Annotated in this window: 24 protein-coding genes; 1 reads left to right on the top strand and 23 read right to left on the bottom strand. The window is 70.6% G+C overall.

The genetic code is table 11. From position 1 onward, the window contains the following. Window positions 1–38 precede the first annotated feature (38 nt). From atpE to GKE56_RS17405, 3 genes are all read right to left on the bottom strand, one after another. Complete coding sequence (atpE, locus tag GKE56_RS08490; RefSeq protein ID WP_056883533.1) at window positions 39–245, bottom strand: ATP synthase F0 subunit C; 207 nt, start codon at window positions 243–245, stop codon at window positions 39–41. Window positions 246–360: 115 nt separating this feature from the next. Continuing rightward, window positions 361–1,173 carry a F0F1 ATP synthase subunit A gene (atpB, locus tag GKE56_RS08495; protein WP_230208841.1) on the bottom strand — a complete coding sequence of 271 codons (813 nt, stop codon included), beginning with the start codon at window positions 1,171–1,173 and terminating at the stop codon, window positions 361–363. Window positions 1,174–1,276: 103 nt separating this feature from the next. Continuing rightward, window positions 1,277–1,534 (bottom strand): AtpZ/AtpI family protein, encoded by a 258-nt coding sequence (locus GKE56_RS17405; RefSeq protein WP_230208842.1) that lies wholly within the window; start codon window positions 1,532–1,534, stop codon window positions 1,277–1,279. Between the two features lie 19 nt (window positions 1,535–1,553). Here GKE56_RS17405 and GKE56_RS08505 point away from each other — a divergent pair, with 19 nt between their 5' ends. Further along, entirely contained in the window at window positions 1,554–2,078 is a 525-nt protein-coding gene (locus tag GKE56_RS08505) for a hypothetical protein (RefSeq protein ID WP_154684175.1), read from the top strand. A gap of 165 nt (window positions 2,079–2,243) precedes the next feature. On the opposite strand, the gene GKE56_RS08510 is transcribed toward GKE56_RS08505, so the two are convergent. From GKE56_RS08510 to GKE56_RS08605, 20 genes are all read right to left on the bottom strand, one after another. After that, window positions 2,244–2,828, bottom strand: coding sequence for a hypothetical protein (locus GKE56_RS08510; RefSeq protein ID WP_154684176.1), 585 nt, complete (start codon window positions 2,826–2,828; stop codon window positions 2,244–2,246). A 104-nt stretch (window positions 2,829–2,932) separates the two neighbouring features. Then, a complete protein-coding gene (locus GKE56_RS08515; RefSeq protein ID WP_154684177.1) occupies window positions 2,933–4,048 on the bottom strand; it encodes a glycosyltransferase family 4 protein in 1,116 nt (371 codons plus the stop codon). 28 nt (window positions 4,049–4,076) lie between these two features. Continuing rightward, entirely contained in the window at window positions 4,077–5,357 is a 1,281-nt protein-coding gene (gene glyA, locus GKE56_RS08520; protein WP_154684178.1) for a serine hydroxymethyltransferase, read from the bottom strand. Continuing rightward, window positions 5,347–6,066, bottom strand: coding sequence for an L-threonylcarbamoyladenylate synthase (locus GKE56_RS08525; RefSeq protein ID WP_154684179.1), 720 nt, complete (start codon window positions 6,064–6,066; stop codon window positions 5,347–5,349). Before GKE56_RS08525 ends, glyA begins: the two co-directional genes overlap by 11 nt. A gap of 49 nt (window positions 6,067–6,115) precedes the next feature. Further along, a complete protein-coding gene (locus GKE56_RS08530) occupies window positions 6,116–6,793 on the bottom strand; it encodes an NADPH-dependent F420 reductase (protein ID WP_154684180.1) in 678 nt (225 codons plus the stop codon). Between the two features lie 46 nt (window positions 6,794–6,839). Then, a complete protein-coding gene (gene prmC, locus GKE56_RS08535; protein ID WP_154684181.1) occupies window positions 6,840–7,685 on the bottom strand; it encodes a peptide chain release factor N(5)-glutamine methyltransferase in 846 nt (281 codons plus the stop codon). Next, window positions 7,682–8,770: a peptide chain release factor 1 gene (prfA, locus tag GKE56_RS08540; protein ID WP_154684182.1), complete on the bottom strand. Its 1,089-nt coding sequence runs from the start codon at window positions 8,768–8,770 to the stop codon at window positions 7,682–7,684. The genes prmC and prfA overlap by 4 nt, the downstream gene beginning before the upstream one ends. A 102-nt stretch (window positions 8,771–8,872) precedes the next feature. Next, a complete protein-coding gene (rpmE, locus tag GKE56_RS08545; protein ID WP_154684183.1) occupies window positions 8,873–9,097 on the bottom strand; it encodes a 50S ribosomal protein L31 in 225 nt (74 codons plus the stop codon). Window positions 9,098–9,200: 103 nt separating this feature from the next. Further along, window positions 9,201–10,826, bottom strand: a complete 1,626-nt coding sequence (locus tag GKE56_RS08550) for a cell wall metabolism sensor histidine kinase WalK (RefSeq protein WP_154684184.1) — start codon at window positions 10,824–10,826, stop codon at window positions 9,201–9,203. After that, window positions 10,823–11,275: a hypothetical protein gene (locus GKE56_RS08555; RefSeq protein ID WP_154684185.1), complete on the bottom strand. Its 453-nt coding sequence runs from the start codon at window positions 11,273–11,275 to the stop codon at window positions 10,823–10,825. Before GKE56_RS08555 ends, GKE56_RS08550 begins: the two co-directional genes overlap by 4 nt. Further along, the gene (locus GKE56_RS08560) at window positions 11,272–12,720 is read right to left on the bottom strand and encodes a glycosyltransferase (protein ID WP_154684186.1); all 1,449 of its coding nucleotides are present in this window, start codon (window positions 12,718–12,720) and stop codon (window positions 11,272–11,274) included. The genes GKE56_RS08555 and GKE56_RS08560 overlap by 4 nt, the downstream gene beginning before the upstream one ends. Further along, on the bottom strand, window positions 12,717–13,790 hold the full coding sequence (locus tag GKE56_RS08565; RefSeq protein WP_154684187.1) for a HEAT repeat domain-containing protein: 1,074 nt from the start codon (window positions 13,788–13,790) through the stop codon (window positions 12,717–12,719). The genes GKE56_RS08560 and GKE56_RS08565 overlap by 4 nt, the downstream gene beginning before the upstream one ends. After that, window positions 13,787–14,170: a response regulator transcription factor gene (locus tag GKE56_RS08570; RefSeq protein WP_230208843.1), complete on the bottom strand. Its 384-nt coding sequence runs from the start codon at window positions 14,168–14,170 to the stop codon at window positions 13,787–13,789. Before GKE56_RS08570 ends, GKE56_RS08565 begins: the two co-directional genes overlap by 4 nt. A 139-nt stretch (window positions 14,171–14,309) precedes the next feature. Then, the gene (rho, locus tag GKE56_RS08575; protein WP_154684189.1) at window positions 14,310–16,328 is read right to left on the bottom strand and encodes a transcription termination factor Rho; all 2,019 of its coding nucleotides are present in this window, start codon (window positions 16,326–16,328) and stop codon (window positions 14,310–14,312) included. 216 nt (window positions 16,329–16,544) lie between these two features. Continuing rightward, the gene (gene thrB / locus GKE56_RS08580) at window positions 16,545–17,510 is read right to left on the bottom strand and encodes a homoserine kinase (RefSeq protein WP_154684190.1); all 966 of its coding nucleotides are present in this window, start codon (window positions 17,508–17,510) and stop codon (window positions 16,545–16,547) included. Next, window positions 17,510–18,595 (bottom strand): threonine synthase, encoded by a 1,086-nt coding sequence (thrC, locus tag GKE56_RS08585; protein WP_154684191.1) that lies wholly within the window; start codon window positions 18,593–18,595, stop codon window positions 17,510–17,512. Before thrC ends, thrB begins: the two co-directional genes overlap by 1 nt. Beyond that, a complete protein-coding gene (locus GKE56_RS08590; RefSeq protein WP_230208844.1) occupies window positions 18,595–19,950 on the bottom strand; it encodes a homoserine dehydrogenase in 1,356 nt (451 codons plus the stop codon). The genes thrC and GKE56_RS08590 overlap by 1 nt, the downstream gene beginning before the upstream one ends. Window positions 19,951–20,082: 132 nt before the next feature. Beyond that, on the bottom strand, window positions 20,083–21,519 hold the full coding sequence (gene lysA, locus GKE56_RS08595; RefSeq protein WP_154684192.1) for a diaminopimelate decarboxylase: 1,437 nt from the start codon (window positions 21,517–21,519) through the stop codon (window positions 20,083–20,085). 8 nt (window positions 21,520–21,527) lie between these two features. Then, the gene (argS, locus tag GKE56_RS08600) at window positions 21,528–23,174 is read right to left on the bottom strand and encodes an arginine--tRNA ligase (RefSeq protein WP_154684193.1); all 1,647 of its coding nucleotides are present in this window, start codon (window positions 23,172–23,174) and stop codon (window positions 21,528–21,530) included. A 10-nt stretch (window positions 23,175–23,184) separates the two neighbouring features. Next, complete coding sequence (locus tag GKE56_RS08605; protein WP_154684194.1) at window positions 23,185–23,589, bottom strand: response regulator; 405 nt, start codon at window positions 23,587–23,589, stop codon at window positions 23,185–23,187. Window positions 23,590–23,606 lie beyond the last annotated feature (17 nt).

Consider the following 23,606-nt stretch of genomic DNA (forward strand, 5'->3'; position numbering starts at 1 on the left):
GCGTGGTAGAGCCAGGGTGGGGCTGAAGGTCCGCCGATTTACTTGAAGACGAACGCGAGCACCAGACCGAAGATGGCCAGCGCCTCGGCGAGGGCGAAGCCGAGGATGGCGATGCCCTGGAGGACGCCGCGGGCCTCAGGCTGACGCGCCACACCGTTGATGTACGCCGCGAAGATCAGGCCGATGCCGACACCGGGGCCGATCGCAGACAGGCCGTAACCGAGGATGGCGATGTTGCCAGTCATGTTGTCCTCTTTCGATTTTCTGTGATCCGGGACGAGTCTTCGTCACCGGAAGTTGGGGTGTGTATTCAGTTGTGGGTCACGCGGTCCAGCACCGAGCCACGCGGCTCGGACGTTTTCAGTGCTCGTCGGCCAGGGAGCCGGCGATGTAGGTCGCTGCGAGCAGGGTGAAGATGTAGGCCTGCAGGAACTCGATCAGGGCCTCGAAGGCGGTCAGGATCGCGCCCATGAGGTAGGAGCCGGCGCCGGCGACCTTCAGCCCGAGGCTGCCGTGGATGACCATGTACTCGCCGCCGGTGATGAACAGCAGCAACAGCATGTGGCCGGCGAACATGTTGCCGAAGAGTCGCAGCGCGAGGGTCAGCGGGCGGGTGACGAAGTACGTCAGCAGCTCGAGCGGGATGATCAGCACGTAGATCGGCTTGGGCAGGTCCGGCGGGATCATGTGCTTGAAGTGGCCGCCCAGGCCGTTCTTGCGGATGCCGACCGCGTGGTAGATCACGAAGACGAAGAGCGTGAGGGCGATCGGGAACCCGATGCGGCTCATCGTGGGGTACTGGACCGGCGGGATCACGCCGAACAGGTTGTTGACCAGGATGAGGGTGAACAGCGAGAACAGCAGGGGCACGAACTTGAGGAAGTCGTGGCTGCCGATGATGTCGCGGGCCAGGCCGTTGCGCACCACGTTGTAGAGGCTCTCGGTGACCCACTGGCCCTTGCTCGGGACGACCGCCGCTTTGCGGGTGGTCGCGATCAGGAACCACGAGATCAGGACCACCGACAGGGCGAGGACCACCATGGGGCGCGTGATCGCCCAGTCGCCGTGGCCGATCAGGGGCTGGTAGAACTCAGACGGCGTGGGCGACTGGAAGCCCTGTCCGTCGCCGCCGGCGGCGGCCAGGTTGACGGCACCCGTCACGTTCAGACTCACAGGTTCTCCTCGAGCTTTGCGTTCGAATCAGTCCACTGACCGCGGGGGGCCACGAAGGCGGGCCCGGACCCGGCATACGAAAGGGGTGTCTGACCAGCGGAAGTCATTGCGTACCGTACCGGAACCACACGAGGTACAGCGACAGGGCCATCCCACCCACGATGCCCACCGCGACCAGCCACGACGTGCCCAGCCAGGTGTCGAGTCCCCAGCCCAGCGCCCCGAACATCACAGGTCCCGTGATGAGGTACGACACGACGTTCCACATGCGCGCCTCGTCGCGTCGGTCGTGCCCGGCGTCGGCCCGCTCGAGCGGCGTCTGCCGACCGTGCGGCGACTGCTGCGGGCGCGGTGTGGTCACGAGGAGCTCCTGTGGTCATGTGGCCGAGCCCCCCATCCTGCCCGGTTTCGGCCGGTGCGTCGAAGGCAGGCTTACGGGAGCGGACGTAGGCGATCACCTGGAACACCTGCCACACCAGGGCGACCGCGAGCGCAGCCGCACCGAACGCGGTCCCGTCGAGCCACGTGGCGTCCTTCAGGGCGACGATGACGACGAGCAGGAAGATCAGCTGTCCGAGGAAGACGGCCAGGGCACTGGCGAGGAAGCGAAGCGGGTCCGCCGCGCTGTCGAGCTTGCGCATGACCAAGAGCCCGAGGGCGAAGAACGCGATCGCGATAGCGAACCCGAGCCCGGCCCCCAAGGCGGCCCGTCCCCCCGCCACGACCGCGGCGATGACCACCGCGACCGGGCCGACGGCCAGCGTCGGGAGGAACGCTCCACGCAGCATCGCGGCGAACGGGTCGCGATGCGTGTGCGGCGTTGCGCTCATGCTCTGGCCTGCCTGATTCGTCGGAGCTGGAATGCCTGGCGAAAGGGGTCTGCACCCAGCGGTGGGCGCTTGTGAAAGCTATCACAAGCTCTCAGGCAGTGGCCACTCCGGGGTGCGGTCGCCCATCTATCGGACGGCCAACCGTGGGCAGGATCGTCCGGGTGCTGACCCGGACGATCCTGCCCACGAGCGACGAACCCTCTCCCGGCCGGACGAACCCTCTGCCGGCGGGACGAACCCCTATCGGCGGGACGAGGCCATCAGTCGGCGCATGGTGCCGAAGACCCCGAGCACGGCGAACACCGCGAACATCGCCAGGTCGCTGCCATAGGACTTGAGGAGATCGAGGTTGAACAGGTTCGCCCCGACGAAGTCCACCGCCGACGGGTAGCCGAGGTCCTTGCCGTCCGGAGTGTTGTAGTACTCGACGAGGTCGGCGCCCACGATGGCGAAGAACGAGGCGACGACTCCCACGATGATGACGACGATCAGCGGGACCAGCCCACGACGCGGCGTGGCCATCGCACCCTTGCGGTACAGGAAGACCGCTGAGCCCGCGACGAGGAAGCTCGAGATGGACGCCACGAACCCGGCCTTCCAGATGAGCACGGCCGTGACCATCCCGAGCGGGATGGCGGCCAGCGAGAACAGGATCCCGCGCGGGACGATCTCCAGAGCAGTCTGTGCGGTCGGCGCGGTCGGCGCGGCTGGCGCGACGGGCGCGGTCGGCGCGACGGGCCCGGTCGGCGCGGTGGGCCCGGTCGCCGCCGGGTGCGCCGGGTACGGGTCGTGCGGGGTCGCGTACGGGTCGGTCGGGTTGGTCATCGGAGCCCCCTCGTGGATGTCGCGGTCAGGACCTGACCTGCGCCGGTGAGGCTAGGACATCGGGGCACCCCGTGTGACCGGAACCGGTGAATCCCAGCGGTCACTCAGGCGGGGCTGCGGGGCGGCCGGCCCGTCGGAGCCCACCTGGGGAGCCAGATGGTCAGCACGCCCGCGACGACCACGACGCCGACCACGCCCCCGAGAGCCACCCACCCGTCGAGAAAGACGAAGCTCACCGACCCCAGGGCAGCCACCGCCGCCCAGAGCCACAGCAGCAGGACGGCACGGCGGTGGCCGTGGCCGATCTGGAGCATCCGGTGGTGGAGGTGTTGGGCATCGGGCTGCCACGGGCGCTGGCCCCGTCGGGTCCGCCGCACCACCGCGAGCAGCACGTCGACCACCGGCAGCAGGATGATCGCGGCCGGGATGACCAGCGGCAGCAGCGTCGCCGCGAGGGGGTTGGCACTCACCTGCGAGGGCGTCACGCCGCCAGTCGTCGAGATCGTCGCCGCGGCGAGCAGCAGGCCGAGCAGGAGAGCTCCGGAGTCGCCCATGAACAGCCGGGCGGGGTGGAAGTTGTGCGGCAGGAAGCCCAGGCAGCACCCGATGAGAGCCGCGCTGATGAACGTGGCCGACGAGAACACGTTCGGCGGGTCGTAGGTGCGCGAGATGAGGTAGCTGTAGACGAAGAAGGAGCTCGCCGCGATCCCGACCACGCCCGCAGCGAGGCCGTCGAGCCCGTCGATGAAGTTCACGGCGTTGGTGCAGAACACGACGATGAGCACAGTCAGGGCCACCATGATCGGCGCCGGCAGCACGGTCACCCCGCCGATCGGCAGCTGGAACAGCTGGACCCCGCTGAACGCCATGATGCCCGCGGCGATCATCTGGCCGCCCATCTTGGTCAGCCAGTCGAGCTCGCGGATGTCGTCGATCGCCCCGAGCAGGCAGACGATGCCGGCCCCGACGAGCACGCCCTGCAGCTCCGGGCCGAGGAGGAACACCTGCCCGAGGTACGGCAGGTGCGCGGCGGCGAGCATCGACGCGGCGAACCCCAGGTAGATCGCCACACCACCCAGCCGCGGGATCGGCGCGGAGTGCACGTCGCGGTCACGCACGGGCGTGAAGGCGCCCGTGCGCACGGCCACGGCCCGCATCAGCGGGGTCGCCGCATACGTGATCACCGCGGCGACCATCAGGACGAGGAGGTACTCGCGCACCGGGGGCGCCTCTCAGGTGGGTGGTTGCTCAGCTCCGAGCGTATGCCGGGAAGCGCGTCACGAGGTCGCTCACCCCGGCGCGGACGTCCTTGGACACGGCGTGGTCGGGGTCGGCGTCGCCCGTCGTGACGGCCTTGGCGATGAGCTCGGCGATCTGCTCCATCTCAGCGGTACCCATGCCCTGGGTCGTGACGCAGGGCGTGCCCACGCGGATGCCGCTCGCGATGTTGGGCTTCTGCGGGTCGAACGGGATCGCGTTCTTGTTGAGGACGATGCCGGCGGCATCGGCGCGCGCCTCGGCGTCGGCGCCGGTCACGCCGACACCCTGGAGGTCGTGCAGCGACAGGTGGGTGTCGGTGCCGCCGGTGGTGGGGCGAATCCCTCGCTCGCCCAACGAGGTTGCCAGGACCTTGGCGTTCTCGATCACCTGGGCGGCGTAGGACCGGTATGCGGGGGTTGCGCACTCCTTGAAGTTCACGGCCTTGGCAGCGATGCTGTGCATCTGCGGGCCGCCCTGCATCATCGGGAAGACGGCCTTGTCGAGCTTGGCGGCGTGTTCCTCGGTGCAGACCAGCGCCCCGGAGCGCGGACCGCGCAGCACCTTGTGAGTGGTGAACGTGACGACATCGGCGTACGGCACCGGCGAGGGGATCGCCTTGCCCGCGACGAGGCCGATGAAGTGCGCCGCGTCCACCCAGAAGATCGCGCCCACCTCGTCGGCGACGCGGCGGAAGAACTCGAAGTCGATGAGGCGCGGGATCGCCGAGCCACCCGCGAGGATCACCTTGGGACGGTGCTCCTTGGCGAGCCGCTCGACCTCGGCGTAGTCGATGTCCTCGGTCTGCTTGTCGACCCCGTAGTGCACGGCGTTGAACCACTTGCCGGAGAAGGAGACCTTCGTGCCGTGGGTGAGGTGGCCGCCCATCGGCAGCGCCATCGCGAGGATGGTGTCACCGGGCTGCATGAACGCGCCGTAGACGGCTTGGTTGGCGCTGGCGCCCGAGTGTGGCTGGACGTTCGCGTGATCGGCGCCGAAGAGGGCCTTGCACCGCTCGATGGCGAGGGTCTCGGCCTTGTCGACCTCGGAGCAGCCGCCGTAGTAGCGCCGCCCCGGGTAGCCCTCGGCATACTTGTTGGAGAGGGTGGACCCCAGCGCGGTCAGGACCTCCGGGCTGGACATGTTCTCCGAGGCGATGAGCTGCAGCCCACTGCGGATGCGGTCGAGCTCGGACACGAGGACCCCCGCGATCTCGGGGTCGAAGGACTCCAGTGCACCGAAGTCTGAGCCGTAGAAGGTGTCAGCGCTCATCGTGGTCTCCTGCGTGGGGGGTGGGATCCGCGGGCAACTCTATTGCCTCGTCCTTCGCGTCGACCTTCGCCTCCGGGGGCCGGGCGAGGGCCGCGTCGAGCTCGTCCTGGGTGATCGCGCCATGGCGTAGCACGACGGGCTCCTCGCCGGTGCAGTCCACGATGGTCGAGACCGCTGTGCCGACCGTGGGGCCTCCGTCGAGGTAGACCGCGACCGCCGCACCGAGCTGGGCCGCGGCATCCGTGACCGTGGTGGCGGGCGGCTGCCCGGTGAGGTTCGCGCTGGTCACAGCCATCGGCCCGACCTCGGTCAACAGGGCCAGCGCCACCTCGTCCTGCGGCATGCGCAAGGCGACGGTGCCGTTGGTCTCGCCCAGGTCCCACATCAGCGAGGACTGCGCGGTGAGGACGAGGGTGAGAGGACCCGGCCAGAACGCCGCGATGAGCTCACGCGCATAGGCCGGCACGTCGGTGGCGAGCCCGTCGACCGTGCGGACGCTGGACACCAGCACCGGAGGGGGCATCTCCCGACCGCGCCCCTTGGCGGCCAGCACCGATGCCACCGCCTCAGGCGAGAAGGCGTCGGCGCCGATGCCGTAGACGGTGTCCGTCGGGAGCACGACGGCCTGTCCGTCGCGCACAGCTCCGGCGGCGGCGGCCACCCCCTCGGCGCGCCCGGACTCGGTGGTGCAGTCGTACACAGGGCTCATGGGCGCCAGCGTAGTTGGGCCACCCGAGCCCCGATGCGCCGGTGGAGGGTCAGCGGACGATCTTGAAGTTGAACCGTCCCGTGCCCAGGGCGCCCATGAGCCGCAGCCAGATGGGCAGCAGCATCTCGGTGCCCCGGGCGGTGCTGAGGTCACCGAGGTCGATGACGTCCGTGTGGCCGAAGCTGTGCAGCAGCTCGATGGCCGTCGCCTTGGCGTCGCTGTCGTCGCCGGAGACGAAGACGGTCGACTCCGCGCCGAGCTCGTCCGGGTGCACCATCAGGTCGGCACTGAGGGTGTTGAGGGTCTTGACGACACGCGCACCCGGGAACTCGCGCTGGATCTGCTCGCCGAGCGAGTCGGTGTCCTTGACGAACAGGGTGGGCGGGAAGCCCTGCGAGAAGTCGAGGGGGTTGCTGATGTCGAGCAGCACCTTGCCCCTCAGGGCGTCGGCGCCGGCTGCCTCGAGCGCTGGCAGCGCTGCCGTCCCGCCGGTGGCGTTGACGACGAGCTCCCCATGCCCAGCGGCCTCGGCGAAGGTGCCGAGCCGGACCTCCGGGTGCGCGGCGGCGAAGTCGCGGAAGGGCGCGGTGCCCATCGCGTCCGCCTCGGTCCGCGCGAGGGTCGACTCGGGGTCACGGGTGCCGATGACGACGTCGTGGCCCAGGCCAGAGAGACGCTGGGCGAGGGTACGGCCAACCCTGCCGGTGCCGAGGACGGCGATCTTCATGAGGTTCTCCTGACGTGGTGGCGAAGAGCGTACTTCGCGGCGGTCATCAGGCGCGTCGCGCGGTGGTCGCCCTCGGGCGGCCGGCGAGGTCGACGTGGTCGATCACCGCGACCCACTCCCCTGTGCGTCGAAGGGCGGCCGGCAGGGTCTCGCCCTGGGTATCGGCGTGCTCCATCACCAGCATGCCACCAGCGCGCAGCAGTCGCGACGCCCGACCAGCCACGGCCAACGGGATGCGCAAGCCGTCCTCGCTACCGCCGTAGAGCGCCAGCTCGGGATCGTGGTCGCGGACCTCCGGGTCGAGCGGAACCATCCCCACCGGGATGTACGGCGGGTTGCTCACGACGACGTCGACCGTGCCGTCGAGCTCGGGGAACGCCACGGTCGCGTCCCCCTGGCGCAGGTCGACCTCGAGGCGGGTGTCGGCGACATTTCGGGCGGCCCAGGCGTGGGCATCCTCGCCCAGCTCGACGGCATACACCCGCGCGTGCGGCACCTCGTCCTTGACGGCGAGCGCGATGGCTCCCGACCCGGTGCACAGGTCGACGACCACCGGGGCCGCCAGGCCGCGCGCCGCCTCGATGGCCAGCCCCGCGGCGAGCTCGGTCTCGGGCCGAGGCACGAACACCCCGGGCCCCACGCTCAGCTCGAGCCGCCGGAACCCGGCCCGGCCGGTGAGGTGTTGCAGGGGCACCCGGGCAGCGCGCTCCTCCACGAGCTCGGCGTATGCCGCGGGCACCGCCGCACCGAGCACCATGGCCTTGCGCACGTCGCCCGGGGACACCCCGAGCAGGTGGGCCGCGAGCGCCACGGCATCGGTTTCCGGCGAGGCGACCCCGGCGGCGGCCAGGCGGGTCATCGCGTCACGGACCGCGGCCCGCAGGTCGGTCACTGGCCCTGCGCGACGGCGGCCATCTGGGCGGCCTCGTCGGCCTCGACGGCCGACTGGACGACCGGGTCGAGATCCCCGTCGAGCACGGTGTCGAGGTTGTAGGACTTGAACCCGGTGCGGTGGTCGGAGATGCGGTTCTCGGGGAAGTTGTAGGTGCGGATCCGCTCACTGCGGTCGACCGTGCGGATCTGGCTGCGCCGAGCGGCACTGGCCTCGGCGTCGGCTGCTTCCTTGGCCAGCGCGTGGAGCCGCGCTCGCAGCACCCGCATGGCCGACTCCTTGTTCTGGAGCTGGCTCTTCTCGTTCTGGCAGCTCACGACGGTGCCCGTGGGCACGTGCGTGATGCGGACCGCGCTGTCGGTGGTGTTGACCGACTGCCCGCCGGGCCCCGACGAGCGGTAGACGTCGATCTTGAGGTCGTTCGGGTCGATGGTGACCTCGACCTCCTCGGCCTCGGGCATGACGAGCACGCCGGCCGCCGAGGTGTGGATGCGCCCCTGGCTCTCGGTCACCGGGACCCGCTGCACCCGGTGGACGCCGCCCTCGTACTTGAGCCGGGCCCACGGCGCCTCGCCGGGCTCGGTCGACCCCTTGGCCTTGACGGCAACCTGGACGTCCTTGTACCCCCCGAGGTCGGACTCCGTCGCGTCGATGACCTCGGTCTTCCACCCGCGTCGCTCGGCGTACCGCAGGTACATCCGCAGGAGGTCACCCGCGAACAGGGCCGACTCCTCGCCGCCCTCACCCGCCTTCACCTCGAGGATCACGTCGCGGTCGTCGTCGGGGTCGCGGGGCACGAGCAGCCTGCGCAGGGTGTCCTCGGCGCTGGCCAGGGTCTGCTCGAGGGCGGGCACCTCGGCGGCGAAGCCGGCGTCGTCCTTGGCCAGCTCCCGCGCGGTCGCGAGGTCGTCCGTGGCCGCGTGCCAGGCGTGGTATGCCGCGACGGTCGGTCCCAGCTCGGCATACCTCTTGGTCATCCGCCGGACCAACGCCGGGTCGCCGCCCTCACCGAAGACTGCGGGGTCGGCCAGCTGCTTCTCGAGGTCGGCGTACTCCTGCACGAGCGCTGAAGCGGACTCCAACATGACTGCTCCTCAGTGGCGACGACCGGACTGCGAGCGCACCGCTCGCCAGAGACGAATGCGCCGGTCCTGACCACGAGGGTCGGGACCGGCGCATCGGGACAGCTAGGCGTTCTTGGCTGCGGCCTTCTTGCCGTAGCGCGCCTCGAAGCGGGCCACGCGGCCACCGGTGTCGAGGATCTTCTGCTTGCCCGTGTAGAACGGGTGGCAGTTGGAGCACACCTCAGCGTGGATCTGGCCGCTGGCGGCGGTGCTGCGCGTGGTGAACGTGTTGCCACAGGTGCAGGTCACCGTGGTCTCGGCGTACTGGGGGTGGATGTCCTTCTTCACAGCGTGCTCCTCGTGTCAGTGCGGCCGGGTCGGCTGGGCGGACGTGCCCTGGGTGCCGTGAACCGGTCAGCGGTCAAGTGTGCCAGAGAGCGGCGCACATCTCCTAAACGGCGGCAGGGGGTGGGTCATTCCCGGCGGTCGGGGCCTTGGGCAGCAGGACGCGCATGGTCGTCCCGGCGCCCTCGACCGACTCGACGGACAGCTCGCCGCCGTGTCCCTCGACGATCGCCCGGACGATGGCCAGACCCAGACCGGTGCCCGGAATCGCGGCGTCGGTGGCGTTGCTGGCGCGGAAGAACCGGTCGAACAGCCGCTGCTGGTCCTGGGTGGGGATGCCGATTCCGGTGTCGGCGACCTCGATGACGATGCGGTCGCCGTCCTCGCAGGCGGCCAGGCTGGCGCGGCCGCCGGCCGCGGTGAACTTCACGGCGTTGGAGCCCAGGTTGATCAACGAGCGCTCGAGCTGGTTGCGGTCCACCCGGATCACCAGGTCGGGGTCGATGTCGCCCATGACGAGCTCGACGTCGCCGTCCTCGGCCACTGGCCGCAGGAGCTCCACGACGCCGGCCACCAGGGAGGCGACCGAGACGTCCTCGACCTCGGACTTGAGGCCGGTCGCCTCGATCTTGTTGAGCACCAGGAGGTCCTCGATGAGGCCGCGCAGCCGCGTGGTGTTCCGGTCGATGATGCCCAGCGCGGCGTGCTGCGGCCCCGACAGCCCGCCGTAGTCACCGTCCTCGAGCAGCTCGAGGTACCCGCTGATCGAGGTCAGCGGGGTGCGCAGCTCGTGGGACACGGTGGCCATGAAGTCCGTCTTCTGGCGGTCGAGCTCACGGAGCTGGTGCACCTGGACCTCCTGCATCTCGCGCAACCGCAGCGACGCGATGGTCTGCGCGGCATACCCGGCACACTCCTGCGCGGCATGGATCTCGTACCGGCGCCAGCGACGGGGTCCGTCGACCATCATCAGCGCCAGTACCCCGATCCCCTGGTCGCCCACGCCCACCGGCAGCAGGAGCAGGCTCCGTGCGCCGGTCGCCCGGTAGAAGCCCTGGGACCGCTCGTCCTGCTGGATGTCGGGCGCGAGGAAGTCCGACGCGGCATAGACCGCGACCGAACGACGCAGCTCGTCGCTCACGGAGCGGACCTGCTGGGCCAGCGAGGGCGGCAGCGGCGGCAGAGCGGGCAGGTCGTACCGCCGCCACTGGTTGCGCTCCTCGATGTGGCCGGTCTCGTCATGGATGTAGAGCAGCACGCGGTCGGCGCTGAGGCCCTCGCCCAGCATCGCGCACACGAGCTGCATCGCGTGGTCGACGTCGTCGGCGGTGTGGACGGCTCGAGCCACGTCCAGCGCGAGCTGCTGGCTGAGCATCACCAGTCCCTGCTGGTCCTGGAGCACCTGGTTGGCGTTCGTCAGTCCGTTGAAGTCGGCCGCCAGGGCCCGGACCTCGGACGCGCCCGTGCCCGTGTCGGCCTGCACGCTGCGGTCGCCGTCCCGGTGCTTCTCCAGGACGGTCCGCAGCTCCGCCAGGGGGCGGCTGACGGACGCCTCCAACAGCCGCCAGCCGGACAGCACGATGGCCATGGCGAGCAGGGCCGTCAGCACGACGACCCCCGCCACGACCTCGATCGACAGCCGCGACCCCAGCCGTGCCTCGTCGCGGTCCACGCGGATCTGCTCGCTGAGTGCGCGGTTGGCCTGGCGGAACACCGCGAACTTGCTGATCACGCTCGCCTCGGCAGCGCGGTCGGCTGTCCCCCTGCGGGGTGTCGACCTGCGCCGCGGCGGTGAACCACGCGTCGACCGCGGCCCGCTGCCTGTTCATCAGGCCGGCGAACCGCTGGTGCTCCGGGCCGGTGAGCGCGGGGGGACGCGATGGACTTCTGCAGAGTGTCGAGCTCGGCGATGACCGTGAGTCGCTTCGCGCGGTAGTCGTTCGAGGTGGTCGACCCACCCACCCGCTGGCTCCAGTCGGCATTGGCATCGGTCATGTCGATGAGCGCCGCGTTGTTCGCGTCGAAGGCAGGGCCGAGGGCGAGGGTGAGCGCCTGGATGTCGCGGCTCTGGGAAACCAGGGTGAACATCGAGGCGACGCCCACGCCCGGCACGAGCAGGAGCAGCGCGACACCCAGCACCTTGAGCTGGGTCGTCACCGAGCGCTGCGCCAACCGCGTCACGGGCTGGCCTCGTCGAACCCGCTGCGGGTCATGACGCCCCACACCTGCTTCTTGTTGCGCAGGCTCGCCCACCAACCCTCGAGCCGCCAGATGACGGTCAGCTGGCGGTAGCCGACGTTCTCGACGACGGACGCCAGGACGATCATGGCCAGGTCGCGCCAGCGCTCGTGCCGGTGGAAGGCCCACTCCTCCACCGCGAGCGCGCAGAGCGTCACGAAGATGGCGTAGCCGTAGGCCAGGAGCAGGAACATGATCGCGAACGGGATGTTGATGACCCCGAGCAGCAGCGCCACGGGGACGACGATGATCCCGAACGCCTCGAGCAGCGGAGCCAGCAGCTCGAAGAGCCAGTAGTACGGGAGGGCAACCATGCCGATCCGGCCGTACCTCGGCCGCAGCAGCATGCCCCGGTAGGCCCAGAGGGTCTCCCAGAGCCCGCGGTGCCAGCGTCGTCGCTGGCTGCGCAGGACGCGAAACGTAGCCGGGACCTCGGTCCACGAGACCGGCTCGGGCACGAACTGCACGCGGTAGTCGCGCTTCTGGTCGCGCAGGTGGCGGTGGATGCGCATGACGAGCTCGAAGTCCTCGCCGATGCTGGTGTGGTCCAGGCCGCCGACCTCGACGAGCACGTCGCGCCGGAAGAGACCGAAGGCGCCGCTGATGAGGATCAGGCCGCCGAACCGCGACCACCCGGTACGGCCGAGGAGGAACGCCCGGAAGTACTCGACGACCTGGACTCGCGGCAGCCAGCCGCGCGGTAGCTCGACCCGCACGACGCGGCCCGAGACCACCCGGCTGCCGTTCGCGGCGCGGATCGTTCCCCCGGTGGCGACCATGCGGGTGGGGTCGTTGGTGAACGGCTGGGTGACCCGCAGGAGGGCGTCGGGCTCGAGGATCGAGTCGGCGTCGATCATGGCCACGAGGGGTTCGGTGGCGGCGTTGATGCCCAGGTTGACCGCTTCCGAGCGACCCGAGTTCTCCTTGCTCACGACGACGAGGCGGGTGCGCCCGTCCCGCGGGACGTGGACGCTGCGAACCGCTGCCTGGACGGGGACGTCCCGCGGGATGTCGCGGGGGATCTCGACGAGGTCGAACGCCTCCACCAGACGGCTCAGCGTCGCATCGCCACTGCCGTCGTCGACGACCACGACCTCGTGGTGGGGGTAGCGCAAGGAGAGCAGCGCCTTCACCGAGGTGACGATGCCGGCTTCCTCGTTGTATGCCGGCACGATCAGGGAGACTCCGGGCGTGAGCGGGCCGCCCAGGGCGGCCACGGCGGCGTCCCGACGCCGCGCCTGCGACCGGAACTCCAGGGCCGCCAACGTGATCACCACGAGGTAGGACGTGTTGATGACGACGAAGTAGACCAGGACCGGCACGGATGCGGCGCTTAGGAGCCAGACCACCGCGGTGCGCGCCGACTCGACGAGCGCGTCCCAGCTCACCGGAGCACGCCCTGCAGCCGCGCCATCGTCAGTGCAGCCTCGACCGGACGCCCGGGTCGCTCGACGCCGGTGCTTGGCCGGTGCGCGCCGACAGCGGCCAGGCCGCCCGGCCCCAGCCCCAGCAGCGCGCTGGCCGCCAGCTCGGCGAGTCGGGGGTCGGGGTCATCGAGCAGGCTGGCCAGCGACGGCACCGCGGCGACGTCGCCGAGCTCGCCGAGGGCGATCGCGCAGGTGCGCCGCAGGGGCAGTGGGTGGTCGGCGGCGGTGTGCGCCGCGAGCACGTCGACATCCAGCGAGGTCCCCATGATCCCGAGGGCGGTGGCGCTCGCTTGCCGGACGGTGAGGTCTGCGTCGCCTTCGAGGAGGTCCCGCAAGGACGGCAAGGCTCGGGTGAACGCGCCCGACCCGCTGACATAGGCGGCGACGTGTCGGGCACCCACCCGATCGCTACGCATGGCGTCGGAAAGCGCCTCGGAGATCCCGATGCCCATGTTCAGCAGCGCCTGGGCGGCCAGACCGGCAGGCAGGCCGGCCCCGGGGGCATCCACGGCCTCGAGCACCGCCACGGCCGCGGCGGGGTCACCGATCAGTCCGAGGGCGTATGCCGCGCTCGCCCGCACCTCGACGGCGTCGTCGCCCAGCGCGGTGACGAGGACCGTCACCGACTCCTCGGTGCGACTCAGGCCGAGCAGCTGCGCCGCCCTGGCCCGGCGGACGGGCGAGCGGTGCGTCAGCTCGCGGATGGCCTGCCGGACTCTGCCGTGCGCGTGCAGGATCCCGACGAGCTGGTCGGCCGGAAGACCGCGGATCTTGCCGAGCATGTCGACGGCGGCCTGGTCGACCAGCTCCCGAGCGGGACCAGCGGCGACCGTCAGGGCTCGGGCCGCGCTGCCTTCGTCGTCCTCCCCCGCGCTGACGGCGATCAGCTGCGCACGGAACGGGCGCATGAGCTGCTCACGTCGGCGGCGTCGGCTCGTCCGGAGGATCTTGGTCGTGGCGGCGGTCCCCACGACGAGCAGACACGCGACGAGGACCGCGATCAGGGAGACGACGAGCACGCCCCGGGTCATTGCGAGCGGGCCAGGATCCCGTTGACGCGGTGGAGGAGCTCGCGGGGGCTGAACGGCTTGATGACGTAGTCCGTCGCGCCCACGGCGAACCCGGTGTCGACATCGCTGTCGCGGGACTTGGCGCTCAGCAGCAGCACCGGGACCGTGGGCCACTCGCTGTCGCGGATCTTGCGCAGGACATCGAATCCCGACAGGCCGGGCATCATGACGTCCAGGACCACGAGCGCCGGTCGTTCCGTCTGGAAGGCCTCCCACGCAGCCACACCATCGGCGACGGACTGCACGGCATACCCCGCCTGCGACAGCTTGAACTCGACCAGGTCGCGGATGTCCGGATCGTCGTCAGCGACGAGGACCCGCGTCCCCTCGGCTTGCGTCACGCCCAGTCCTTTCGGTCGTCGCTGGTCACGGGTCAAATGTATGGCTTGCATCCGCTCGCGCGCGGTGACGTCCGGCATCGGCGGGTCGGCGCCGAGCACGGCTGAGCGGCCGGTCTGGCGACCGGCCGCCCCGCTCGCGTCAGTCGCTGTCCTCGTCGCCGAGCTTGGCCGAGCTGGTCTGCTGGACCTGCATGAGGAACTCGACGTTGCCCTTGGTCTTGCGCAGGCGGTCGATGAGCAGCTCGATGCCCTGCTGCTGGTCGAGCGCGGCGAGCACCCGGCGCAGCTTCCACATGATCTTGAGCTCGTCGCTGGACAGGAGGATCTCCTCCTTGCGGGTGCCCGAGTTGTTGATGTCGACCGCGGGGAAGATGCGACGGTTGGCCAGGCCACGGTCGAGCTTGAGCTCCATGTTCCCGGTGCCCTTGAACTCCTCGAAGATGACCTCGTCCATCCGCGAGCCGGTCTCCACCAAGGCAGTCGCCAGGATCGTCAGCGAGCCGCCGTTCTCGATGTTGCGCGCCGCGCCGAAGAACTTCTTCGGCGGGTACAGCGCGGCCGAGTCGACGCCGCCGGAGAGGATCCGCCCGCTGGCCGGGGCCGAGAGGTTGTACGCGCGACCCAGCTTGGTGATCGAGTCGAGCAGCACGACGACGTCGTGACCCATCTCGACGAGCCGCTTGGCCCGCTCGATCGCCAGCTCGGCGACGGTCGTGTGGTCCTCGGCGGGGCGGTCGAAGGTCGAGGAGATGACCTCACCCTTGACCGCGCGCTGCATGTCGGTGACCTCTTCGGGCCGCTCGTCGACCAGCACGACCATGAGGTGGCACTCGGGGTTGTTGGTGGTGATCGCGTTGGCGATCGCCTGCATGACCATGGTCTTTCCGGCCTTCGCCGGGGCCACGATCAGACCACGCTGGCCCTTGCCGATCGGAGCGACGAGGTCGATGACCCGGGTCGTGAGGATGTTCGACTCGGTCTCGAGCCGCAGCCGCTGCTGCGGGTACAGCGGGGTGAGCTTGCCGAACTCCACGCGCTTGCGGGCATCGTCCGGCGTCATCCCGTTGACGGTGTCCAGGCGGACGAGCGCGTTGAACTTCTGGCGCTGGCCCTGCTGCTCGTCGTGCTGCGCCTTGACGGCGCCGGTGATGGCGTCGCCCTTGCGCATGCCGTTCTTCTTGACGACGCCGAGCGGGACGTAGACGTCGTTCGCGCCGGGCAGGTAGCCCGAGGTGCGGACGAAGGCGTAGTTGTCGAGGACGTCGAGGATTCCGGCGACAGGGATCAGGACGTCGTCCTCGGTCACCTGGGGCTCGTTCTCGTAGTCGCCGCCGAAGTCGCGACCACTGCGGGGGGTCCCGCGCTTGTCACGGTTGCGGTTGCGGTTGCGGTTGCGGCGCCGACCACCACGGCCGTCACCGTCGTCGTCGTAGCCACGGTTCTGGTCGCCACGGTTCTGGTCGCCACGGTTCTGGTCGCCCTCAGTGGCCTGGCGGTCGCTGCGCTCGTTCGAACGGTCGCCGCGGTCGTTCTGGTTCTGGCGGTCGTTCTGGTTCTGGCGGTCGCTGCGCTCGTTCTGGTCCTGACGGTCTCGGCGGTCGTTCTGGCGGTCGCTGCGCTCGTTCGGGTCCTGACGGTCGCGGCGCTCGTTCGGGCGCTCGTTCTGTCCCTGACGGTTGCTGCGGTCGTTCTGGTTCTGGCGGTCGCCACGCTCGCCACGGTTCTGGCGGTCACCCTGCTGGCGGTCACCCTGCTGGCGGTCACCCTGCTGGCGCTCGGCCTGCTGGTGCTCGGCCTGCTGGTGCTCGGGCTGCTGGCGGTCGTTCGGCTGGCCGTCGGCGTTCTCGGTGCGGTCGGCCCGAGCCAGAGCTCGTTGCCCGCCATCGCCCTCGACGCGCGGGGCGCGCTCCTCGCGGGGCGCGGAGGTGGCGGCGGTCGCCGCGGCGGGGGCCTGGGCGGGGGCCGGGGCGCCCGACTGGCGGGCCTTGATGGCCGTGACCAAGTCGCCCTTGCGCATCTTGGCGGTGCCCGTGATGCCCATGCTCGCGGCCAGGCCCTGGAGCTCGGCCACCTTCATGGCGCTCAGGGCGCCAGACCGGCGCGGCTTCTCTGCGACGTCCTGCGATGAAGCGGCGTCGAGAGTGGTGGTGTCTGTCACGAAGGATCCTTCCCCCTCGTATGCGGCCCCGGGTTCAGATTCGGGACCGGTGCTTGGGCCAACCGATGTTGGCCGATGGGAACCACACGCAGCGCGGGGAGGCCGAAGGCAGCAGCATGGCCGCCGTCATGTGGTGGGTGCACGTCGCTGCTGGATGCTCAAGAACCGGCATCGGCTGCGAGGTGCGCACACAATGTAACACCAGACGTGCTGCCCTTAGTCCAGCAACGCGGGGAATGTCACAGCCTCGGTGTCGGCCTCGACCTGGGCACCATGGTCGGGCACACCGGGCCGTAGCACCCGCCATCCCGCGTCGACCGAGGCCTCGACGGCGTCGGCGCGCTCGTCGGTGGTCAGGACCAGGACCGAAGGGCCAGCGCCGGAGATGACCGCGGCGTGCCCGAGGGCGCGCAGCCGGTCGACCAGTCCCATCGACGGGGCAAAGGACTCCCGGCGCGCCTCTTGGTGGAGCCACTCCCGGGTGGCGGGCCAGAGGTATGCCGGGTCGCTGGTGAGGGCGTGCACGAGCAGGGCCGCGCGCGCGGAGTTCAGCGCCGCGTCACCGTGCCGCACATGGGTGGGCAGCACCGACCTGGCCTTGGCGGTCGACAGCTGCTCCGCGGGGACGACCACGACCGGGCTCACGTCAGGGTGGACGCGCAGGCGCAAGGTGGTCGTCCCCCCCGTGTCGCCGTCGGACCAGGACAGGGTGAGGCCGCCGTAGACGCTGGCGGAGGAGTTGTCGGGGTGGCCTTCGAGGCGAGCCGCCAAGGTGTTGGCGAACGCGAGGTCGAGAGGGCCCGTGACGCCGCGGGACTGGTCGTAAAGGCCTTGGGCCGCAACGATTCCAGTGACGATGGCGGTGGCGGACGACCCGAGCCCGCGGCCGTGCGGAACCTGGTTGTGGCACCGCAGGGACAACCCCGGCGGGACCGCCACGCCCAGCTCGTCCCACGCGCGCAGCATGGTGCGGTGGACGAGGTGGGAGGCATCTCGCGGGAGGTCGTCGGCCCCCTCACCACGGACGTCGATGTGCAGTCCCGGCTCCTCGGTGACGGTGGCCACACAGGTGTCCCAGAGGCCCAGCGCCAGCCCGACCGAGTCGAACCCCGGGCCGAGGTTGGCACTGCTCGCAGGCACCCGGACGCGCACCGAACACCCGGGCGCCAGGCTCGCTGCCATCAGTCCTGGAGCCCCAGTGCCTGGGCTGCGGTGAACGCGTCGACGGGCACCCGGGTCGGCGTGACCTCGGACCCGTCGGCGTTGCGCAACGCCCACTGGGGGTCCTTGAGGCCGTGACCGGTGACGGTGCACACGACCGTCGCGCCCGCAGGCACGTGGCCGGCCTCGGAGGCCTGGAGCAGGCCCGCGACGGATGCCGCCGAACCCGGCTCGACGAAGATGCCCTCCTGCGCCGAGAGGATGCGGTGGGCAGCGAGGATCTGTTCGTCGGTCACGGACTCGATCCGGCCGCCGGACTCGTCGCGCGCCGCGACTGCCTGCTTCCACGAGGCGGGGTTGCCGATGCGGATCGCGGTCGCGATGGTGTCGGGCTCGTCGACCGGGTGGCCCAGGACGATGGGCGCCGCACCCGCCGCCTGGAACCCCCACATCTGCGGGAGCTGCGTTGCGGGACCGGGGTTCTCGGACTCCCGGTGGTACTCGCGGTACCCCTGCCAGTATGCGGTGATGTTGCCGGCGTTGCCCACCGGCAGGCAGTGGATGTCGGGGGCGTCGCCAAGGGCGTCGACGACCTCGAACGCAGCGGTCTTCTGACCCTCGATGCGCGCCGGGTTGACGGAGTTCACCAGCTCGACGGGATAGGCCTCGGCGAGCTTGCGCGCCAGGGCGAGGCAGTCGTCGAAGTTGCCGTCGACCTGGAGCAGGGTCGCACCGTGGGCGATGGCCTGGCTCAGCTTGCCCATCGCGATCTTGCCGTCCGGCACGAGGACAGCGCAGGCCATGCCCGCCTTCGTGGCGTAGGCCGCCGCACTGGCACTCGTGTTGCCGGTCGAGGCGCAGATGACGGCCTTGGCTCCGTGCTTGGCCGCCACCGAGATGGCGGTGGTCATGCCGCGGTCCTTGAACGACCCGGTCGGGTTGAGCCCTTCGTACTTGACGAAGACCTGGGCGCCGGTCAGCTCGGACAGGTGCTCGGCCGGGACGAGCGGGGTACCACCCTCCTGGAGGGTCACCACCGGCGCGCCGTCGAGCATCGGCAGGCGGTCGGCATACTCGCGGATCACGCCGCGCCACAGGGTGGCCATCAGGAGCCCTCCACCCGCATGACCGAGGTGACCTCGCGCACGGTGTCGAGCCGGGCCAGCGCCTCGACGGTCGCCGCGAGGGCGGCGTCGGGCGCGGTGTGGGTCACCACCACCAGCTGGGCGCGGGTCGAGTCGTCGCCGTCGTCCGCGGAGCCGATGATCTGCTGGCGGACGGTCTCGATCGACACGCCGTGCTCGGCGAAGGCCGTGGCCACCTGGGCGAGCACGCCCGGACGGTCGGCCACGTCGAGGCTGATGTGGTACCTGGTCAAGGCCTGGCCCATGGCCAGCACCGGCAGGTCGGCGTAGGCCGACTCACCAGGCCCGCGTCCGCCACCGACTCGGTGACGGGCCACCGCGACGACGTCGCCGAGCACTGCGCTGGCGGTGGGGTCACCACCCGCACCCTTGCCGTAGAACATCAGCTGCCCAGCCGCGTCGGCCTCGACGAACACCGCGTTGTAGGCGTCGCGGACCCCGCCCAGCGGGTGCGACCGCGGAATCATCGCCGGGTGGACCCGGACGCTCACCCCAGGCGTCGTCGAGCCGTCGGGACCGACGACCTCGGTGCGCTCACAGATCGCCAGGAGCTTGACGACGCAGTCCATGTCGCGTGCCGCCTGGACATCAGCGGCAGAGACCTCCGTGATGCCCTCGCGGTAGACCTGCTCGCTGGAGACGCGGGTGTGGAACGCGAGCGAGGCGAGGATGGCGGCCTTGGCCGCGGCGTCGAATCCCTCGACGTCGGCGGTCGGGTCCGCCTCGGCGTACCCGAGGGCCTGCGCCTGCTCGACGGCCTCGGCGAATCCCTGGCCGGTGGTGTCCATCTTGTCGAGGACGTAGTTCGTGGTGCCGTTGACGATGCCGATGACCTTGCGGACGTCGTCGCCGGCGAGCGACTCGCGGATGGGGCGCAGGATCGGGATGGCCCCGGCGACCGCTGCCTCGTAGTAGAGGTCGACGCCGTGCTCGGCGGCCGCGGCATACAGGCTCGGACCCGCCTCGGCGAGGAGTGCCTTGTTGGCGGACACCACCGACGCGCCGTGCTTCATGGCGGTCTCGATGAGGGACTTGGCCGGCTCGATGCCACCGATCACCTCGATGACGATGTCGGCCCGCGTCACGAGCGACTCGGCGTCGGCGGTGAACAGGGCGGGGTCGACGGGCAGGTCGGAGCGGTCCTTGCCGGGCCGGCGAACGGCGATCCCGACCAGCTCGAGAGGTCGCCCCACGCGGGCGGCGAGGTCGTCGGCGTGCTCGGTGAGCATGCGGGCGACGGACGAACCGACCACGCCGCACCCCAGGAGGGCCACCTTGAGGGGCTCTCCTGTCGTCACCCGCTGGCTGTCACTCACCGCTTGCTCCTTGCGCCCGGTCGGGCCGTCTCGTGGTTCGGACCATGGTGCCGGTGTCCACTGCGTGGACGCTCGGCGTTCCGGTATCCGGACGATTTTCTGCCCGAACCCGGTCGCCGCGGCGATCCACCCTCACCCGACGTCGAGCGCCAGCAGATCCTCCACCGTCTCACGACGGACCAGCACCCGCGCCCGGCCGTCGCGTACGGCGATGACCGGTGGCCGCGGGGTGTGGTTGTACTGGCTCGCCATGCTCCGGCAGTACGCCCCGGTGCCGGGCACGGCGATGAGGTCGCCGGCCGCGATGTCGTGCGGGAGGTACTCGTCCATGACGATGATGTCGCCGCTCTCGCAGTGGCGACCGACGACGCGCGCCAGCCGGGGCGCGGCGCTCGAGCGCCGGCTGGCCAGAGTGCATGAGTAGTCGGCGTCGTAGAGCGCGGTGCGGATGTTGTCGCTCATCCCGCCGTCCACGGAGACGTAGGTGCGCATCACGCCACCGCCGAGGTCGACGTCCTTGACGGTGCCGACCTCGTAGAGCGTGAAGGTGCTGGGCCCGACGATGGCGCGGCCGGGCTCGATGGAGAACCTCGGCACCGGGGTCTCGGGGCTGCCGTCGCCCACCGACTTGAGCTCGCGACGCACGAGGTCGGCCATCTGCTCGCCGAGCTCGCGCGGGTGCAGCGGGGTGTGCTCGGAGGTGTAGGCGATGCCGTACCCGCCGCCGAGATCCAGCTCAGGCAGGTGGAGGCCGTGCACCCGCGCCACCTCGGCGTGCAGGCCGATGAGCCGCCGGGCCGAGACCTCGAAGCCGGAGGTGTCGAAGATCTGGCTGCCGATGTGGGAGTGCAGTCCCAGCAGCTCGAGGGTGTCAGCGTGGGCGACGATCCGGGCGACCGCGTCGGCTGCTTGGCCACCGGCGAGCGAGAAGCCGAACTTCTGGTCCTCGTGCGCGGTGGCGATGAACTCGTGGGTGTGCGCCTCGACGCCCACCGTGACCCGCACCATGACCGGCGCGCGCACCCCGAGCTCGGCGGCGATCGCGGCGACCCGTTCGATCTCCTCGAAGGAGTCCAGCACGATCCGGCCCACGCCGTAGGTCAGGGCCTGGCGGATCTCGGCGAGCGACTTGTTGTTGCCGTGCAGGCCGATGCGCTCCGGTGGGAAGCCCGCCCGCTGAGCGACGGCCAGCTCACCACCCGAGCACACGTCGAGGCTCAGGCCCTCGTCGGCCACCCAGCGCGCGACCTCGGTGCACAGGAACGCCTTGCCCGCGTAATAGACGTCGACGCCCCCGAGGTCGGCGAACGGGGCGGCGAACTCGTCGCGGAACGCCCGCGCCCTGGCGCGGAAGTCCTCCTCGTCGACGACGTATGCCGCGGTGCCGAACTCGCGCGCGAGGCTCGCGACGTCGACGCCGCCGACCGTCAGGCGGCCGGCGTCGTCGCGCGCGACGGTCTGGGGCCACAGCTGGGGCAGCAGCTCCATGACGTCGGTCGGCCACGGCAGCCAGTGCGGCGGTCCGCCGTACCCCTCTGCGTGCAGCGCGCCTGCTTCGTGTGCTCGCACGGTCGCTCCTACATCCGGTCGGGGGCCGAGACGCCCAGCAGCGCGAGCCCGTTGGCCAGCACCTGGCGCGTCGCGTCGTTGAGCCAGAGCCGGGTGCGGTGCACGTCGGTGACCTCGTCGTCGCCGTTCATCGGGCGCACGCGACAGGTGTCGTACCACTTGTGGAAGTGGCCGGCGAGGTCCTCGAGGTAGCGGGCCACCCGGTGCGGCTCGCGCAGGTGAGCGGCTTGGGCGACGACCCGCGGGAAGTCGCCCAGGACGGCCAGGAGCGAGGCCTCGGTCGGGTCGGACAGCAGGGAGGGGTCGAAGCCGTCCTCCGGGTGGACGCCGTCCTCGCGAGCCAGCCGGGCCACGTTCGAGGTGCGCGCGTGGGCGTACTGCACGTAGAAGACGGGGTTGTCGTTGGTCTGCTTGCGCAGCTCCTCACCGTCGAGCGACAGCGGGCTGTCGGCGGGGTAGCGGCTGAGGGAGTAGCGGATCGCGTCGGTGCCGATCCAGCGCACGAGGTCGCGCAGCTCGATGATGTTGCCGGCGCGCTTGGACAGCTTCGCACCGCCGAGGTTGACCAGCTGGCCGATCTGCACCTCGATGTTGTGCTCCTTGTCGTCGCCCGCGCAGGCAGCGATCGCCTTGAGCCGGTTGATGTAGCCGTGGTGGTCGGCGCCGAGCAGGTAGATCTTCTCGTCGAACCCCCGGTCCTTCTTGCTCAGGTAGTAGGCGGCGTCGGCGGCGAAGTAGGTCGGCTCGCCGTTGGCCCGGACCAGGACGCGGTCCTTGTCGTCGCCGAAGTCCGTGGTGCGCAACCAGACCGCGCCCTCGTGGTCGTAGACGTGCCCCTGCTCGCGGAGCCGCTCGACGGCCTGCTCGACCGCGCCGGACGCGTGCAGGGCCGCCTCGGAGAACCACACGTCGAAGCTGACGCCGAAGTCCTCGAGGGTGGACCTGATGTCGGCGAGCTGCGCCTCGTAGCCCAGCTGACGTGCCACCGCCAGCGCTTCGGCATCGGGGAGCTCGAGGAGGTCGGGGCGGGCGGCGAGCGCAGCCTTGGCGAGGTCGTCGACGTAGGCGCCGGGGTAGCCCCCCTCGGGAGTGGGCTCGCCCTTGGCGCGGGCCAGTACGGATGCGCCGAACTTGTCCATCTGGGCGCCGGCGTCGTTGATGTAGTACTCGGCCGTCACGTCCGCGCCCGACGCGGCGAGCAGGCGCCGCATGGCATCACCCAGCGCCGCCCAGCGGGTGTGCCCGAGGTGCAGCGGGCCGGTGGGGTTGGCCGAGATGAACTCGAGGTTGATGGTGTGGCCGGCCTCGGAGTCGTTGCGGCCGTAGGCCGGACCGGCCTCGACGATCGCCCGCGCCAGCTCGCCCGCGGACGCGGCGTCGAGGGTGATGTTGAGGAAACCCGGGCCGGCGATGTCGATCGCCTTGACCCCCGCGACCTGGCCGAGGCGCGTGGCGAGGGCGGTCGCGACGTCTCGCGGCGGCATACCGGCGCCCTTGGCCAGCTGGAGGGCGACGTTGGTCGACCAGTCTCCGTGGTCGCGGTTGCGGGGCCGTTCCACGCGCACGTCCGCGGGCACGTCCACCGTGAGGTCGCCCGCGGCGACAGCCTCGGTGAGGGCCGTGCGGATGGCTGCGGAGAGCTCTTCGGGAGTCACCCGCGCAAGTCTAGGGCGCGGGCGCGTGACCCCGGCCGTCGGCCATGAAGCCCCGGACGATCTCGATCAGCTGCTCGGGATCGAACGGTTTGGACACGAACGCGTCGAGCCCGGACCCCTGGGCCTGGTCACGGTCCTGCTGCTGAACCGAGGCGGTGACCATCACGACGGGGATGTGCGCCAGGCGGGCGTCGGCGCGGATGCGGGCGATGGCCCACCAGCCGTCGCGCGGCATCATCTGGGCATCGAGCGTGATCACGCCGGGCAGCTGCTCGGTGCGGTCGAGCCGTTCGAGCAGCTCCTGGCCGTCGGCGACCTCCTCCACCTCGTAGCCCTCGAGCTCGAGGTTGAGCCGGATGAGTCGTCTGATCTGCTCGGTGTCGTCGCAGACGTAGACCAGTCCCCCGCATTCCATACTTGCCACCCTAGGCT

Source organism: Nostocoides sp. HKS02, assembly GCF_009707485.1.
GTDB lineage: Bacteria > Actinomycetota > Actinomycetes > Actinomycetales > Dermatophilaceae > Pedococcus.

Bases quoted from the DNA above. Each gene is read 5' to 3' on its own strand.
- glyA (WP_154684178.1), bottom strand. From the start codon at position 5,357: ATGAGCGCTGACACCTTCTACGGCTCAGACTTCGGTGCACTGGAGTCC.
- GKE56_RS08525 (WP_154684179.1), bottom strand. From the start codon at position 6,066: ATGAGCCCTGTGTACGACTGCACCACCGAGTCCGGGCGCGCCGAGGGG.
- thrC (WP_154684191.1), bottom strand. From the start codon at position 18,595: ATGGCCACCCTGTGGCGCGGCGTGATCCGCGAGTATGCCGACCGCCTG.
- GKE56_RS08565 (WP_154684187.1), bottom strand. From the start codon at position 13,790: ATGACCCGGGGCGTGCTCGTCGTCTCCCTGATCGCGGTCCTCGTCGCG.
- GKE56_RS08510 (WP_154684176.1), bottom strand. From the start codon at position 2,828: ATGACCAACCCGACCGACCCGTACGCGACCCCGCACGACCCGTACCCG.
- atpE (WP_056883533.1), bottom strand. From the start codon at position 245: ATGACTGGCAACATCGCCATCCTCGGTTACGGCCTGTCTGCGATCGGC.
- GKE56_RS08530 (WP_154684180.1), bottom strand. From the start codon at position 6,793: ATGAAGATCGCCGTCCTCGGCACCGGCAGGGTTGGCCGTACCCTCGCC.
- thrB (WP_154684190.1), bottom strand. From the start codon at position 17,510: ATGGCAGCGAGCCTGGCGCCCGGGTGTTCGGTGCGCGTCCGGGTGCCT.
- GKE56_RS08605 (WP_154684194.1), bottom strand. From the start codon at position 23,589: ATGGAATGCGGGGGACTGGTCTACGTCTGCGACGACACCGAGCAGATC.
- prfA (WP_154684182.1), bottom strand. From the start codon at position 8,770: ATGTTGGAGTCCGCTTCAGCGCTCGTGCAGGAGTACGCCGACCTCGAG.